We start from the raw sequence: 14,649 nt of genomic DNA, 5'->3' as shown, positions 1-14,649 counted from the left end.
CGAACGGCTTTACCGTGGGACCGACAACGGGGGGTATGACCGAGGAGACGGACGCGTGGTTCGCGGGGGTCGACGCCGGCGATGTCGAGACCGCGAGCGAGCGAGTCCGAACGGGAAGCGCCGCGCGCCCGGCCGACTGGCCGACGCTGGCCACAGAGCAGGGGGTCGCCGCCGACGAGGAGGCGTACTACGACCGGCTCCACGAGGTGACGATGGCGGCGACGGAGGCGGCCGTCCGCGAGGGAGAACGCGCCGGCGACCGACAGCTCATCCACGCGGTTCGCGGGATGGACGACTGCGACCGCACGGCCAACGAACTGGCAGAGCGCGTCCAGGAGTGGGCCGGGTCGCTGTTTCCCGACGCCGGCACGGGTATCGAAGGCGCGCGCGACATCGCCGAGCGCGACCCGACGGACCCGACCGAGCGCCGGGTAGTCGCGTTAGCCGACCGGGTGGCCGGGCTCGCGGACGAGGCCGACGACCTCCGCGAGTATATCCAACAGACCGCTCCGTCCGTCGCGCCGAACCTCGCGCGACTCGCGGGACCGGTGCTCGCGGCGCGGCTCATCGCGCTCGCCGGCGGCCTGGAGTCGCTGGCGAAGAAGCCGGCCGGCACGATACAGGTGCTCGGGGCCGAAGACGCGCTGTTTGCCCACCTCCGGGGGCGTGCACCCTCCCCCAAACACGGCGTCATCTTCACCCACGAGTACGTGCGCGGGACGCGACAGGCAGACCGCGGGAGCGCTGCGCGGGCACTGGCCGGCAAACTCGCCATCGCTGCCCGCGGCGACCACTACCGCGGGGAGTTCAACCCCGAGATAGAGACCCAGCTGGAAGAACGGATGGCGACGATTCGGGCGCGAGCCGAGGGTGACGACGATGAGTGAGCTCCCGGACGGCGTCGAGCGCCGACAGTTCGACGGGGAGTCGCGGCTGGCCACGCAGGGTGAGCCGGTGTACGGTGAGCCGACCGACGGCGAGTGGCGGGCGTGGGACGCCAGACGCTCCAAGCTCGGTGCGATGTTGGAAACGGGGATGGACACCGGACTCGCCGGCGGCGAGACGGTGTTGTATCTCGGCGCGGCAGCAGGCACGACCGTCTCCCACGTCGCCGACTTCGCCGGCCCGACGTACGCCGTCGAGTTCGCACCCCGGCCGACGCGGGACCTACTCGACGCCGCGGAGCCGCGCGACCGACTGTTCCCACTCCTGAAGGACGCGCGCAAGCCGGAGACGTACGCCCACGTCGTGGAGCCGGTCGACGTTATCGTCCAGGACGTGGCGACGCGCGGACAGGCGGCGGTGGCGAACGCGAACGCGCAGTTCCTCGACGGCGAGGGACGGCTGCTCGCGGCCATCAAAGCGCGTTCTGAGGACGTCGTCGCCGACCCGAGCGAGGTGTTCGAGCGCGAACTCGCCACGCTGCGGGAGGCGTACGAGGTGCTCGAAACCCGGCGACTGGAGCCGTTCCACGACTCGCACCTCGGCGTCGTCGCCCGACCGAAGTAGGCCGAGCGGAACCACTTTACCCGCGGGGGGCAGATTCTCGGGCGATGGAACTGGGGTCGGCGGACGCATTCGACCGGATGGGCACGCTCGGTGTCGAGGAGGAGTTCTTCGTCGTCGACGAGGACGGTCGCCCCACCGCCGGCACCGACACGCTCGTGTACGGCTCCGACCCGCCCGCGACGCTGGAGGGGAAACTCGACCACGAACTGTTCAAATCTGTTATCGAGATACAGACGCCCCGGTGTGAGTCGCTCGCTGAGGCGCGCGAACAGGTGCGCGAGGTCCGGGCCGCGCTCGTCGCACACGCCGAGGCGCACGGCTACCAGATCGCGGCCGCCGGCCTGCATCCGCTGGCGAAGTGGCGGGAACTCGAACACGCCTCGAAGCCGCGCTACCGCGCCCAGCTCGACCGCATCCAGTACCCGCAACACCGGAACACGACGGCCGGACTCCACGTCCACGTCGGGGTGGACGACGCCGACAAGGCGACGTGGATCGCAAACGAGATTCGGTGGGCGCTGCCCGTGATGTTGGCACTCTCCGCGAACTCGCCGTTCTGGAACGGCTTCGACACGGGATTATCCTCGGCACGCGCGAAAATCTTCGAGAACCTGCCGAACACGGGGATGCCGACGACGTTCCGGGATTTCGAGGCGTACGCCGACTTCGAGCGCACGATGGTGGAGACGGGGAGTATCAACGACCGCGGGGAGCTGTGGTACGACGTGCGGCCCCACTCGGGCCACGGCACGGTGGAGGTGCGAACGCCGGACGGCCAATCCGACCCCGCACGCGTCCTCGCGTTCGTGGAGTACACGAAGGCGCTGGTCGAGGACCTCGCGGCCCGCTACGACGACGGCGAGTCGGGGTACCGCCACCGGCGCGAGCCGTTAGACGAGAACAAGTGGCGCGCGCTCCGCCACGGCCACGACGCCGAACTGTTGGACCGCGAGTTCGAGCGGTCGGTCCCGCTCGGCGAACTCGTCGACCGGGAGGCAGAACGACTCGGCGTCACCGGCATCAAGGAGCTGTACGACGCGGAGTCGGGCGCGAGCGAGCAGCGGCGACTCCGCGAGGAGAGTCTCGATGAACTGTGTGCGTCGCTGACACTGTGAGGGTACGCTGAGCGTGGCGTTTTTTCCTTCGAAACCCCTCACCATCGACCGAACGATGAGCTCTGACGACTCCGAGACGGGTGGGGAGCCGCGACAACGACTGGCGGCGACAGAGGGGCTCGACGACCGCATCCTCGATTTACTCGCGTGGGTGCTCGACACGGAGACGCGAGCGCGCATCTACGTGTATCTCCGGACACACGCCCCGGCGACGAGCGAGGAAATCGCCGAGGGGACCGGGCTGTATCCGAGCACGGTCCGCGAGTCGCTGGCCGCACTCCACCAGGAAGGTATCGTGTTGCGAGAAAAGCGCTCCGCGGCGGGGGCCGGCAACAACCCCTACGAGTACGAGACCATCGCACCCAGCGAACTCGTGGCCGACATCGTCGACGACGTGCAGGCGGAGCTGAACACGGTGTTCGAACTCGACGCCGTGCTCGGTGACGACGCCCGCGAGCGCGACCGCCGCGGGGACGGGCCCGTCTCGATTTCCGTCAGCGACGACGACTGACGGGAGCCGAGCGGAACGGCTTTACCGGGGGCCGCTCTGGACCGGATATGCAGGTCGCGCTCGGGGGGACGTTCGACCCGGTCCACGACGGCCACCGCGCACTCTTTGCTCGCGCCTTCGAGCTTGGCGACGTGACCGTCGGGCTGACGAGCGACTCGCTCGCGCCCAAGACGCGCAACGAAGAGCGCTACGTCCGCCCGTTCGACGAGCGAAAAGCCGACCTCGCGGCCGCGCTTTCCGACCTCGCGACCGAACACGACCGCGAGTTCGAGATTCGCGAACTCACGGAGCCGACCGGTATCGCCACCGAACCCGGCTTCGACGTGCTCATCGTCTCGCCCGAAACCGAAGACGGCGGCGAGACGATCAACGAGATTCGCCGCGAGAAGGGACTCGACCCGCTCGACATCGAGGTCGTCGACCACGTCACCGCAGAGGACGGCGGTATCATCTCCTCGACGCGCATCGTCAACGGAGAAATCGACGCGCACGGCAACCTCACACCCGACCGCGACGGGCGCGAGGCGACACGCGAGTAGCTACCAACTCGGCGGCTCCAGCCCCGCAGACTCCATCAGCGACTTCCAGCGCTGTTGGACCGAGAGCCGCGAGACGCCGACGGCGTCGGCCACCTCACCCTGTGACCGGCGTTCGCCGGTGGCGAGCGTCGCAACGTAAAGCGCCGCCGCGAGCGCCGGCTGCTTCGACCGGTCGCCGTCCGGCACCGTCGATAAGAACAAATCCGCGGCCCGCGAGCGCGTCTCGCTCGGGAGGTCGAGCCGGTCGCAGGCGCGTTCGAGGTCGGCGAGCCACGCCTCGTTGTCCACCTCGTCGCTCGCGCGGTACATACCGCGAGTCGGGCACCGAGCGGCTTCAATTTTCCCACGGTTGAGGGGGCGTGCCCGACGAGACGCGCGTTCCCGTCTGCTTTCGAGTCTCCGGCAGTCGGAACGGGGATGTACCGGAGTTCAACTCAGCAGTCGGCAAACTGCGGCGTGATGCCGTCGAGACACTCGTACGGGCCGAACCTGAACTCCTGTGTTCCGGTCTCGGACAGCGACCGGCGCAGCCGCTCGCTCCCGTCGCACGTAGTGATTTCCGCGACGAGCGCCGGTGCCGGTAGCTCCGTCACGGCCACCTCGACGACCGCGTACCGTCGTTCGCCCGACTCCGTCTCCGTCCGGTCGATTCGGAGGTCGCTCACGCTCGCGTGGTCGCAACTCGGGTTCGGCGTCGGCTCCGGGTCGGGGTGGTCGTAGAGACAGCCACCCGTGGCTGCGACCGCTGCGGCCGTCGTCGCTAACACCGCACGTCGGGAGGGCATATCCGTGCCTGTGCGACCACCGACAAGTGTCTTCGGGGCTACTGCTTTGCCGCTCGCGTACTGAACTACCGTATGGCCGGACGCGTCACGCAGATTTGGACGACAGCCGAGGGGAGTGCGCCGATGGACTCCGTCGAACGAATCGAAGCCGTCGACGGTGGACTCGCCGGCGACCGGTATCAGCGCGGAACGGGCTACTACTCCCCGTTCGACGTGTGTGCGGTGACCTTCGTCGCCGGCGAGGCCCTCGACCGCATCCGCGAGGAGGTCGGCCTCGACCTCTCGGAGGGCCAACACCGCCGCAACGTCGTCACCCGTGACGTGGACCTGTCCGACCTCCTCGACGCCCGCTTTCGCGTCGGCGAGGCGGTGTTCGAGGGGACGCGGCCGCGCCCGCCGTGTCGCCACGTCGAGGCGGTCGCCGAACTCGACGGACTGATGGACGCGCTCCGGGACCGCGGGGGTATCTGTGCGGACGTAGTCGAACCGGGACCGTTCGGCGTCGGCGACGCCATCGAGTATCTGGAAGACACCGCCTTCGACGGCGAGGGGTTGGCGGCGGCGATTCGCGACCGCGAGTCACAACGTTAGCTTCTTGGTTCGCGTCGGCGGATTTCGGGACGCGCGTGGGTAGCCAAGCTAGGCCAACGGCGCAGCGCTTAGGACGCTGTCCTGTAGAGGTCCGCCGGTTCGAATCCGGTCCCACGCATACCGACTCGAACGACCGTGAGAGTTGTGTCTGTGCCACGGATTCTGAACCCTGTCGCGAGCGACGCGAGCGACTCCGGTTCGAATCCGGTCCCACGCACTGAGGAACGGAGTGACGAGGGGGACGACGCCGTCACCGAAATTCTGTACTCGCCGATGCGACACGAAACACCCGACTGCGCCGGTATGTCGCCCGTTCTCGCACACAATATTTCCGAATCGCGACCGTTGTGTGTCGTATGCGACTGCTATGAGTCAGGAGAGCGACGAGGGACCCATCGCGCGGTTCCTCACGGAAATCGACCCCGTGCCGTTCGTCGGGGGGTTGGTGGTGACACTCGCGTTCGTGGCACTCGCCGGTCTCCGGACGAGTCTCGTGCAGACGGGTATCAATCGGGCGTTTACCGTCGTCGGGCAGAACCTCGCGTGGCTGTATCTCGGGAGCGTCCTGCTGTTGGTCGCTATCGGTGCGTACCTGATGGTCAGTCCGTACGGGAACATCAAACTCGGGGACGGCGACCCAGAGTACGGACAGTTCTCGTATCTCGCGATGTTCTTCTCCGCCGGACTCTCCGCCGGCGTCGTCTTCTTCGGCCCGTCGGAGTCGATTACGCATTTCCAGACGGTGCCGCCGCTGTTCGCCGAGACGGCACCACAGACCGACGCGGCGATGATTCCGGCCCTCGCGTACAGCCTCTTCCACTACGGGCTGTCGGCGTGGGGGGCGTATCTCGCCGTCGGGATTCCCGTCGCGTACTACGTCTACAATCGGGGCGCACCGTTCCGCGTGTCGACGGCGCTGATTCCCATACTCGGACGTGAGAATCTGGACGGCGTCGTCGGGCGGACGGTCGACACGCTGGCGGTCATCGCTACGCTCGGGGGTATCGCGACCGGGCTCGGCTTCATCGCGACCCAACTGCTCACCGGGGTGACGTACCTCACCGGCGTCGAGTTCGGCAGCGTCGAGACGCTCCTCGCCGTCGTCGGCATCACGACGGTGTTCACGATTTCGCTGCTGGCCGGCGTCGACCGCGGGATTCGCCGGCTCTCGGATTTCAATCTCGCGTTGATGATGGGACTGTTGTCGGTGACGTTCCTCCTCGGTCCGACGCTCGAGATTCTCAACCTCGGGACGGCGGCGGTCGGGACCTACCTCTCGGAGTTCTTCGCGATGAGCCTCTTTACCGGGAACGGCGTCGAGGGCGGCGCGTCGTGGAGTTCCTACTGGACGGTGTTCTACTGGGCGTGGTATCTCGCGTGGGCACCGTTCGTCGGGCTGTTCCTCGCGCGCATCTCCCGCGGCCGGACGATTCGACAGGTGTTGTTCACGGGCTTCGTGAGCATGTCCGCCGTCTCCGTCGTCTGGTTCACCGTCATCGGCGGCACGTCGATGCTGCTCCAGCAGGCCGGCGCGGCCGACATCATCGGCGCGATCTCCGAGTACGGCAATGGGGTCGCCGGCTACGCGCTCTTCGGCGCGCTTCCCCTCGGTGCAGTTTGGAGCGTCGGCTTCTTCGTGCTCGTAGTGACCTTCTTCGCCACCTCGGCCGACTCGTCGACGCTGGCCGTGGCGATGTTGACCACCGGCGGCGAGGCGTCGCCGAGCCGCGTCAACCGACTCTTTTGGGGCATCCTGCAGGGAATCATCGCCTCGACTCTCGTCGTGCTGGGCGGCGCGGACGCGCTCCGCTCGTCGGTCATCATCACGGGCGCACCGTTCGCGTTCGTCTGTGTGGCCGCCTTCGGCAGCTTCCTCTGGCGGCTCTCCTCGCGGTACGGCGCGGCGGTGTTCACCCAGGAGAAAGCGGGACCACAGCCGACCGAGCGGCCGGCCGACGACGACTGACGGTTAGTCGCCGCGCAGCGAGGCGAGCGTCTCGGCGACGTTCTCGACGGCGTGTTCCTTCTTCGCCGGATACGCCTCCACCTTCGCGCGGAGGGTAATCCCGTCGCCCCGTACGACGTCACCGCGGAACGCGGCCTGCTTGTCCAGCGTCAGGAAGAAGGTGCAGTCCTCGTCGACGCGGTGGTCGAGTTCCCTGACGACGGTGTCGATGTCGTCCAGTTCGGTGAGTTTCGACAACACGTGGCGCATCTCGTCTGCGCGCTCCAGCCGGATGGAGACCACGAGGATGCGGTCGCCGTTGAACCCCTCCGTCTCGGCGTAGTCCAGTTCCAACTCGTCGTCGTCGGGGATGAACGTCCGGAGCGCGTCCGCGACGCGCTTTCTGTCTTCCGTGACGTAACAGAACGCCCGGAGGTCGACGTAGTGGAACGGGACCGACGCCACGTTACTCCTCGTCGTCCTCGCTGTTCTCCTCGGCGGCGGTCAGAGAGTCGGCCGCGATGCCGGCCTCCTGGCCGTCCTCGAAGGAGATGACGTACTGTTCGTCGCCGAACATCGTCTCGGAGACGCTCTGGACGATGCCGACCTCGCCGTCGTGTTCGCTGTGCTCGTCGTGCAGCACGACCTCGTCGTCCTCTTCGAAGCTCATACCCGCGATTCCAGCGAACGAGCAAAAAGCGCGTCGTTTCGTCGGATTACCACTCCACGCCCTCCTGCGTCTCGGCCTCCTGTCGCCGGAGCGCGGCCCGCGCGTTCGAGGCGTCGTAGCCGAAGAGGACGCTCTCGCTGTACGCTTCCGCCACCTCGACGGCGTGCAGGAGATTGTCGATGTCCACGTCGACCGCGTACAGCTCGACCGACATCGGCGTGTCCAGTCGGTCGCGAAAGCCCGATGCGATGGTCTCCAGCCAGTAGGTCGTCCCGTAGTGGGTGTCGTACAGCGGAACCACGAACTCGTCGACGAGCGGTTCGAGCGCGTCCAAATCCAGCCCGGCGCGCTCGTAGAGATGGTCGCCGTAGGGGTCCGGATACAGCGTGAAGTAGGTCCGACCGGGAATCCGGTCGGTGGCCTCCCGGACGAACTCGGTGATGACCTCGCTGCGCCACTCGTAGCGGTCGTCGACGGTCGTCTCCTCGGGCGGTGGGCCCTCGCCCGCCTCGTGTCTACTCTCTACCCACTCCTCGAAGCGGGCGTTACACCGGTCGCAGTAGCAGTACTCCTGGCGGGGAAACCCCACGTCGTCGAGTCGCACGTCGGCGTTCACCTCGGCGCAATCCTCGATGATTTCGAGCAGCCCCTCGCGGTACCCCTCGTGGGTCGGACAGACGTACGCCCAGTCGAAGAACTGGCGGTCGCGGGTCGCCTCCTGGCCCTCCGGGTTGACGGGCACGAGCTCGTCGTTCTCGCTCCCGGCCGCGTTGTCGCCGAAACAGGAAATCATGCTGACCGCGTCTTCGAGCGGCTCGTTCGACCGCCCGGACACGTCTTTCACCTCGAAGAAGTTCCGCTCGAACTCCGGATACTCGATGTCTTCCGGATTCCGCGTGACGACCCCGTACATGCTCCGCGGTAGCCGACGCTCGGGGGTAAGTCGTTCGAAAGAAGGGGTGGTTGTTACCGACGCGCGACGAGCGCGACGACGGCGACCAGTGCGACGGCGGCGACGAGTAGTTTCTTCGACATCATTAGATTGCTCGCAGTCGCGCGTAAAATTCTTTCTGGTCTACGTACTCTCGATGAGCGACGCCACGTCGTCGCGCACGATGGTGTCGCAGTAGCGACACCGGACACCGTCGTCGAGCACGTCGAACACCGAATCGACCGGTTCGTCGCCGGTGGTGATGCAGTTCACGTTCGGACACGAGAGGACGCCGACGACCTCCGTGGGCCGGGAGACGCGCGACTTCTCGGACACCTCGTAGTCGCGGATGATGTTGATACTCGCCTGCGGGGCGATGAGCGAGAGCACGTCCACCTCGTCGGCACTCAGCTCCCGGTCTTCGACCTTGACGATATCCTTCCGGCCGAGCCGGTCGGAGGGGACGTTCATCCCGACGGAGACCTCCTCGCCGCCGGAGCCGTCGATGCCGAGGACGGCGAGCACGTGGAGCGCGGTGCCGCCGGGGATGTGGTCGATGACGGTGCCGTCTTGAATCTTGGAGACGCGGAGTTCGGTGTCTGTCATAGCATGGAATCGAGCAGCGCCATCCGGACCGGGACGCCGTTGTGGGCCTGTTCGAAGTAGCGGGCGTGGTCGGTGTCGTCGATATCCGGCGCGATTTCGTCGACGCGGGGTAACGGGTGCATCACCGTCAGGTCGTCGCGCGCGTCGTTGAGCGTCTCGGCGTCGATGCGGTACTCGCCGGCGACGGCGCGGTACTCGCTCTCGTCGGGGAAGCGTTCACGCTGGATGCGCGTGACGTACAACACGTCCAACTCTTCGAGCACGGCGTCGAGGTCGGTGTGTTCTTTCACCACTGCGCCCGACTCGTGGAGGTCGAATCGGACGTTCCGGGGGAGCCGGAGCGAATCGGGACTGATGAAGTGCATCCGGGCGTCGAAGTTCGTCAACGCGCCGGCAAGCGAGTGGACCGTGCGGCCGTACTTCAGGTCGCCCATCACGCCGACCGTCAGGTCGTCCAGCCCGGCGTTCTCCCGGATGGTGTAGAGGTCGAGTAAGGTCTGTGAGGGGTGTTGGCCGGCACCGTCCCCGGCGTTGACGACGGGCACGTCGACGAACTCGGCGGCGAGGCGAGCCGCCCCCTCGCTCGGGTGGCGGAGGACGATGCCGTCGGCGTATCCTTCGACGACGCGCATCGTGTCGGCGAGCGACTCGCCCTTCTTGACCGACGACGACTCGACGGTCCCCATGTCGACGGTGTCGCCGCCGAGCCGCTTGATGGCGGTTTCGAAGCTCATCTTCGTTCGGGTACTCGGCTCGAAGAAACAGAGCGCCAACAGCGCATCGGGGTGCGCGTCGGCGAAGGCGGTCGGGTCGGCGTCGAACTCGGCGGCCCGGTCGAGCACCGATTCGATGTCCGCCCGCGAGAGCTGTTTCGCGCCGATGAGGTGGTCGTGGCGCACTATGTGTCTCCGCGACTGCGAGCACTACCAAGCTTTCGGCACGCGGCTCTCTCGTCCGGTGGTCGGGTGCGGTCGACGTTTTTATCCGATGACGACGCACGCCCGGTGTGCTCGCAGTCGCCGGCGGAAAGGGCGGTGTCGGACGGACGACGACCGCCCTCGGGCTCGCCGCTGCCGCCGCTCGGGTCGGCTACGCGCCGGTGGTGGTCGACGCGAACCGCGACTGTCCGGACCTCGCGCGCCGGGCCGGCGTCGACACCGGCGGCGTCGAGACGCTCGCGGCCGGCGGTTCGCTCTCCGAGGCCGGCGATGCGACTGACGGTATCACCGTCGTCGGAGCGAGCTACGAGACGCCGACGGCTGACTACGAATCCGCGCTCGCGCGGCTGGCCCAGAGCACGCGACCGGTGTTCATCGACTGCCCCGCGGGGGCCGGCCCGGACGCGACGCGACCGCTCCGGTTCGCCAGCCGGACCGTCCTCGCGACGACGGCGACCGAACGCGGCGTTCGCGCGGCCGAGCAGACGGATACGATGGCGCGTCGGCTCGACGCGCCGCCGATTGCGACGGTCGTGACCCGAGCCGAGGAGTCGGGGCCAGCGACGCGCCTTCGGCCCGCGGTGACGGCGACAATTCAAGCCGCAGCTCGGCCGGCGTGGCGACGCGCCCGTCGGGCGTACGACCGGCTGTGGCGGCGGCTCGTTTAGCGCCGCTGTCGCACGTCGTTGCTCGTTCGCACGTCGATACTCGTCTTGTTCGTCGTGCGAATCCAACCGAGATACGACGCCATCCGGTCGGCCCCACGCAGCTTTTCTGCGGTGTGGTACTCCTCGATGAGTTCCTCGTTCGTGAACAGCGCGTGGAGTTGGTCGTGACACGGCGAACAGACCAGCACGACGGGCGACTCCTCGCGGTGTTCGGGGACGAGGTGGTGACGCTCCATCGGGAGCGCGTCGCCGTAGCGACCGCACAACGCACACGGCTCCGACTCGTCGGACATGGCTGTACGGAGGGGGTGAAAACAGTAAAATCGCGCGTCTGACCGTTACTCTTCGATCTCTGCGGCGAGTTCGTCGGCGTCGATGTCGGCGTCTTCGAGCGCCTCCTCAATGTCGGCATCCTCTGCGCCGCCACCCATGCCGCCCATACCGCCCATGCCGCCCATCATGCCACCCATGCCCATACCGGAGCCGTCGATGACCTCCTCGATGATGATGCGGTCGATGCCGGTCTGGTCGATGACCTGCTGGCCGATCTGCTGTTTCTGGAACATCCACTGCTGGTTCATGGCCAGCTGCGGCGTGGACTCGATGTACAGCGTCGTCTTCTGGACCGTCTCGGTGACGGTCTCCGGCTCGCCCTCGTCGTCCTCTGGCTCCTCGACGCTCGTCTCCTCGACTTCCTCCTCTTCGAGTCGCATCTCGAGGTCGACGTCGAGGAACATGCTGAACAGCCCCTTCGCCTGTTCGAGCGTGTCCTCGACCTCTTCGAGGAGCTCGTACTCGTACTCGACGGACTCGCCGGCCAGCGGGTGATTGAAGTCGACGCGTGCGCGGCCGCCGACGATGGTCTCGAGATACCCCTGGTCGCCGTCGATCTCAACCTGTGCGCCAGGACGCATGGAGTCTTCCGGAATCTTGTCCGCAGAGACGGTGCGGACCTCGCTCTCGTCGTACTCGCCAAAGGCGTTCTCTGCGCTGACGGTGACGGAGCCGGAGTCGCCGGCTTCCTTCCCGATGATGTCCTCCTCGACGGTCGGGAAGAGATGCTGTTCGCCCAGCGCGATGACGCGCGGCTCGAACTCGCCTTGGTCGGCGACGCCTTCCTCCTCTGCGACCTCCTCGTCGGTCGTGTCGACGAGCTGGCCGCCCTCGGTCGTGCGGGCGGTGTAAGCGATACGGACGAAGTCGCCGTCCTGCAGTCCGGTCGTCTCCGTCTCCTCGGTCTCGTCGGCTTCCTCACTCATACCACACGAAACTCACGTCGCACCCTTAACAATCACGTTTCGCCCGTCGGCGCGTTTTTGCGTCTCGCCCGCTCACACCGCCTTGTGTACGAGGTCGAACTCAAACTCCGCGCCGACCACGACCCCCTCCGCGAGCGACTCGACGCCCGCGCGACCCGCGTCCGGTCCGTCACCCAAACCGACACCTACTACGATGCACCCCACCGCGACTTCGCCGAGACCGACGAGGCCGTCCGGGTCCGCGTCGAACGCGACGACGACGAGTCGGTCGCGAAACTCACCTACAAGGGACCGCTGCTCGATGCGGAGTCGAAGACCCGCGAGGAACACGAGACGGTCGTCGCGGACGAGACGGCGGTGCGCGGGATTCTCGACGGGCTCGGCTTCGAACCGGCCGCCACCGTCGAGAAGGACCGCGTCTTCTACGCCCTCGACGGCTACACCGTCACTCTCGACGCCGTCACCGACCTCGGGGAGTTCGTCGAAATCGAGACGGAAGTCGAGACCGAAGCCGAGATACCGGCCGCCCGCGACCGCGCTCGCGACCTGCTTGCCGACCTCGGAGCCGACCCCGACGAGGGTATCCGGACCTCCTATCTCGGGCTGTTGCTCTCGAAATCCGATACGCAGCAGTAATTTTCCGTGGCTGCGGTGTTTCCGTAAGTTATAGAACCGCCCGCGAGGTATCGGAGACAATGACAGACCGCAATATTCGCGTCGAGCCGGTCGCCGGCCGCGCGGTGGAAGACCAAGAGACCGAGATCGTCGAGCGAAAGGGGCTCGGCCACCCGGACTCCATCTCCGACGGCATCGCAGAACACGTCTCGCAGGCACTCGCCCGCGCGTATCTCGACCGCGTCGGCAAGGTGCTCCACTACAACACCGACGAGACGCAGTTGGTCGCCGGCACCTCCGCGCCCGCCTACGGCGGCGGTGAGGTCGTCGAACCCATCTATCTGCTCATCACCGGTCGCGCCACGAAGGAGTACGCCGAGTACGAGAACGGACAGGTCGTCCGCCACCACACCATCCCCACCGAGACCATCGCGCTCCGCGCCGCCCGCGACTACTTCGCCGAGAACTTCCCGGAAATCGACTTCGGCACCGAGGTCATCGTCGACGTGAAACTCGGCGAGGGCTCGGGCGACCTCCAGGAGGTCTTCGGCGAGGAAGGCAAACAGATTCCGAAGGCCAACGACACCTCCTTCGGTGTCGGTCACGCCCCGCTGACGGAAACCGAACAGATCGTGCTCAACGCCGAGCGCGAGCTCAACGGCAGCTTCGGCGAGCGCCACCCCGCCATCGGACAGGACGTGAAGGTGATGGGCAAACGCGAGGGGGACGAAATCGACGTGACGCTGGCCGTCGCGATGGTCGACAGCTACGTCGACTCGCTGGAAGCCTACAAGGAGAACGTCGCCGCCGTCCGCGAGTTCGTCATCGACCTCGCCGGCGAGTACACCGACCGCGACGTGACCGTCCACGTCAACACCGCCGACGACTACGACCACAACTCCGTGTTCCTCACCACGACCGGCACCTCCGCGGAGCAGGGCGACGACGGCTCCGTCGGCCGCGGCAACCGCGCCAACGGGCTCATCACCCCGAACCGGTCGATGTCGATGGAGGCCACCTCCGGCAAGAACCCCGTCAACCACATCGGGAAGATCTACAATCTGCTCGCCACCCAGATCGCTGAGGCCGTCGTCGCCGAGGTCGACGGGCTGCGCGAGATTCGGATTCGCCTGCTCTCACAGATCGGCAAGCCGATCGACGACCCGCACGTCGCCGACGCCGCCCTCGTCACCGAAGAGGGCGTCGAGATTGCCGACGTGGAAGCGGAGGTCGAGGCCGTCGTCGACCGCGAACTCGCCGACGTGTCGAGTATCACCCAGCGCGTCATCGACGGCGAACTCTCTACCTTCTAACGCACCTTTTTGCTGCGTCGGGTGCGCTTCGCGCACCACTCCTTGCAAAAATCTGCACCAAAAACCGCAACGCAGCCGAGCCTCCCTCCGGTCGGCTCGGTGAAACGCCTCACTTCGTTCGGCGTATGCTTGCTGTGGACTCACTGCTCGACCAAGTGAACGAAACCGCTTTGCCGTCGCCTCCGTTGCTCGAAGTATGACCCGCGTGTGTCTCGTCGGCGACCCGGAGGTGAATCTCCGCTACGAACTCGTCTCCCGCGAGACCGCACGCAACGCGCTCGCGACCTACTCGCTCGCCGAACCGTACGAGAACACCGTCGCCGTCGAAACCGTCAGCCTCGGCGCGGCCGTCTCGCTGCTCAACGACCTGAACTGGTATCTCGTCCGGTTCGCCGACGCCGCGTTCGTGCTCGAACCCTCTGTCAGCGACGAGGAGTGGCTCTCGCGCGATCTCGCGCGGCAGGTCCGCGACGACGAGATAGCGCCCGAGGAGACCGACCGGTATCTGAAGGTGTACGGCGTCGACGACGGCGAACTCGTCGAGCCGATGTTCGTCGCCCGCACCGGCCATGAGCTCCCCGACTACGACCTCCGGGAAGTCGACGAGACGGTTCGCGTCCGGGTGACCGAATCCGAGTTCGGCGCGTAGCAACT

20 protein-coding genes and 1 tRNA gene are annotated in these 14,649 nt (G+C 66.9%); 12 read left to right on the top strand and 9 right to left on the bottom strand.

All coding sequences use genetic code 11. The annotated features are described in order from the left end of the window. Positions 1–35: 35 nt before the first annotated feature. Genes DM818_RS01355 through DM818_RS01335 form a run of 5 tightly spaced genes read left to right on the top strand, consistent with a single transcriptional unit; the run spans position 36 to position 3,674 of the window. Positions 36–887: an NOP5/NOP56 family protein gene (locus tag DM818_RS01355; RefSeq protein WP_075936042.1), complete on the top strand. Its 852-nt coding sequence runs from the start codon at positions 36–38 to the stop codon at positions 885–887. Continuing rightward, positions 880–1,509, top strand: a complete 630-nt coding sequence (locus DM818_RS01350) for a fibrillarin-like rRNA/tRNA 2'-O-methyltransferase (protein ID WP_075936043.1) — start codon at positions 880–882, stop codon at positions 1,507–1,509. The genes DM818_RS01355 and DM818_RS01350 overlap by 8 nt, the downstream gene beginning before the upstream one ends. 44 nt (positions 1,510–1,553) lie before the next feature. Continuing rightward, positions 1,554–2,624: a glutamate--cysteine ligase gene (locus DM818_RS01345; RefSeq protein WP_075936044.1), complete on the top strand. Its 1,071-nt coding sequence runs from the start codon at positions 1,554–1,556 to the stop codon at positions 2,622–2,624. 55 nt (positions 2,625–2,679) lie between these two features. Next, positions 2,680–3,135, top strand: a complete 456-nt coding sequence (locus tag DM818_RS01340) for a helix-turn-helix domain-containing protein (protein ID WP_075936045.1) — start codon at positions 2,680–2,682, stop codon at positions 3,133–3,135. A gap of 47 nt (positions 3,136–3,182) precedes the next feature. Beyond that, complete coding sequence (locus DM818_RS01335) at positions 3,183–3,674, top strand: phosphopantetheine adenylyltransferase (protein ID WP_075936046.1); 492 nt, start codon at positions 3,183–3,185, stop codon at positions 3,672–3,674. Here the strand turns inward: DM818_RS01335 and DM818_RS01330 are convergent, their stop codons facing one another. Together DM818_RS01330 and DM818_RS01325 are read right to left on the bottom strand one after the other, a co-directional pair. Next, complete coding sequence (locus tag DM818_RS01330; RefSeq protein WP_075936047.1) at positions 3,675–3,983, bottom strand: cyclin; 309 nt, start codon at positions 3,981–3,983, stop codon at positions 3,675–3,677. Positions 3,984–4,108: 125 nt separating this feature from the next. Continuing rightward, complete coding sequence (locus DM818_RS01325) at positions 4,109–4,459, bottom strand: hypothetical protein (RefSeq protein WP_075936048.1); 351 nt, start codon at positions 4,457–4,459, stop codon at positions 4,109–4,111. Positions 4,460–4,531: 72 nt separating this feature from the next. Between DM818_RS01325 and DM818_RS01320 the strand changes: the two genes are divergently transcribed. From DM818_RS01320 to DM818_RS01310, 3 genes are all read left to right on the top strand, one after another. Further along, positions 4,532–5,050, top strand: a complete 519-nt coding sequence (locus tag DM818_RS01320; protein ID WP_075936049.1) for an MOSC domain-containing protein — start codon at positions 4,532–4,534, stop codon at positions 5,048–5,050. 33 nt (positions 5,051–5,083) lie between these two features. After that, a tRNA-Leu gene (locus tag DM818_RS01315) sits at positions 5,084–5,168 on the top strand. A 249-nt stretch (positions 5,169–5,417) separates the two neighbouring features. Next, positions 5,418–7,016 carry a BCCT family transporter gene (locus DM818_RS01310; protein WP_153952212.1) on the top strand — a complete coding sequence of 533 codons (1,599 nt, stop codon included), beginning with the start codon at positions 5,418–5,420 and terminating at the stop codon, positions 7,014–7,016. A 3-nt stretch (positions 7,017–7,019) separates the two neighbouring features. Here DM818_RS01310 and DM818_RS01305 read toward each other — a convergent pair whose 3' ends face one another. From DM818_RS01305 to pyrB, 5 genes are all read right to left on the bottom strand, one after another. Continuing rightward, positions 7,020–7,460, bottom strand: a complete 441-nt coding sequence (locus tag DM818_RS01305; RefSeq protein WP_075936051.1) for an RNA-binding protein — start codon at positions 7,458–7,460, stop codon at positions 7,020–7,022. 1 nt (position 7,461) lies between these two features. Further along, positions 7,462–7,665, bottom strand: a complete 204-nt coding sequence (locus DM818_RS01300; protein ID WP_075936052.1) for a DUF1918 domain-containing protein — start codon at positions 7,663–7,665, stop codon at positions 7,462–7,464. Between the two features lie 46 nt (positions 7,666–7,711). Continuing rightward, positions 7,712–8,578: a hypothetical protein gene (locus tag DM818_RS01295; protein ID WP_075936053.1), complete on the bottom strand. Its 867-nt coding sequence runs from the start codon at positions 8,576–8,578 to the stop codon at positions 7,712–7,714. A gap of 162 nt (positions 8,579–8,740) precedes the next feature. Next, a complete protein-coding gene (gene pyrI, locus DM818_RS01290) occupies positions 8,741–9,202 on the bottom strand; it encodes an aspartate carbamoyltransferase regulatory subunit (RefSeq protein ID WP_075936054.1) in 462 nt (153 codons plus the stop codon). Then, positions 9,199–10,101, bottom strand: a complete 903-nt coding sequence (gene pyrB / locus DM818_RS01285; protein WP_075936055.1) for an aspartate carbamoyltransferase — start codon at positions 10,099–10,101, stop codon at positions 9,199–9,201. The genes pyrI and pyrB overlap by 4 nt, the downstream gene beginning before the upstream one ends. Before the next feature lie 107 nt (positions 10,102–10,208). On the opposite strand from pyrB, the gene DM818_RS01280 reads away from it, so the two are divergent. Then, positions 10,209–10,808, top strand: coding sequence for a MinD/ParA family ATP-binding protein (locus DM818_RS01280; protein ID WP_075936056.1), 600 nt, complete (start codon positions 10,209–10,211; stop codon positions 10,806–10,808). Here the strand turns inward: DM818_RS01280 and DM818_RS01275 are convergent. Further along, positions 10,805–11,101 carry an HNH endonuclease gene (locus DM818_RS01275; RefSeq protein WP_075936057.1) on the bottom strand — a complete coding sequence of 99 codons (297 nt, stop codon included), beginning with the start codon at positions 11,099–11,101 and terminating at the stop codon, positions 10,805–10,807. The genes DM818_RS01280 and DM818_RS01275 overlap by 4 nt on opposite strands. 45 nt (positions 11,102–11,146) lie before the next feature. Continuing rightward, positions 11,147–12,067, bottom strand: a complete 921-nt coding sequence (locus DM818_RS01270; protein ID WP_075936058.1) for an FKBP-type peptidyl-prolyl cis-trans isomerase — start codon at positions 12,065–12,067, stop codon at positions 11,147–11,149. A gap of 84 nt (positions 12,068–12,151) precedes the next feature. On the opposite strand from DM818_RS01270, the gene cyaB reads away from it, so the two are divergent. The 3 genes from cyaB to DM818_RS01255 all read left to right on the top strand — a co-directional run bounded on the left by cyaB (position 12,152) and on the right by DM818_RS01255 (position 14,644). After that, entirely contained in the window at positions 12,152–12,703 is a 552-nt protein-coding gene (gene cyaB / locus DM818_RS01265) for a class IV adenylate cyclase (RefSeq protein WP_123123976.1), read from the top strand. A 59-nt stretch (positions 12,704–12,762) separates the two neighbouring features. Beyond that, positions 12,763–13,995, top strand: a complete 1,233-nt coding sequence (locus tag DM818_RS01260; protein WP_123123977.1) for a methionine adenosyltransferase — start codon at positions 12,763–12,765, stop codon at positions 13,993–13,995. A 196-nt stretch (positions 13,996–14,191) separates the two neighbouring features. Further along, positions 14,192–14,644 carry a DUF5804 family protein gene (locus DM818_RS01255; RefSeq protein ID WP_075936061.1) on the top strand — a complete coding sequence of 151 codons (453 nt, stop codon included), beginning with the start codon at positions 14,192–14,194 and terminating at the stop codon, positions 14,642–14,644. Positions 14,645–14,649: the final 5 nt, after the last annotated feature.

This window comes from Halosegnis longus (assembly GCF_009663395.1).
Classification (GTDB): domain Archaea; phylum Halobacteriota; class Halobacteria; order Halobacteriales; family Haloarculaceae; genus Halosegnis; species Halosegnis longus.
Note: the sequence above shows the minus strand (reverse complement) of the source record. Positions and strands in the feature narration are given on the sequence as shown.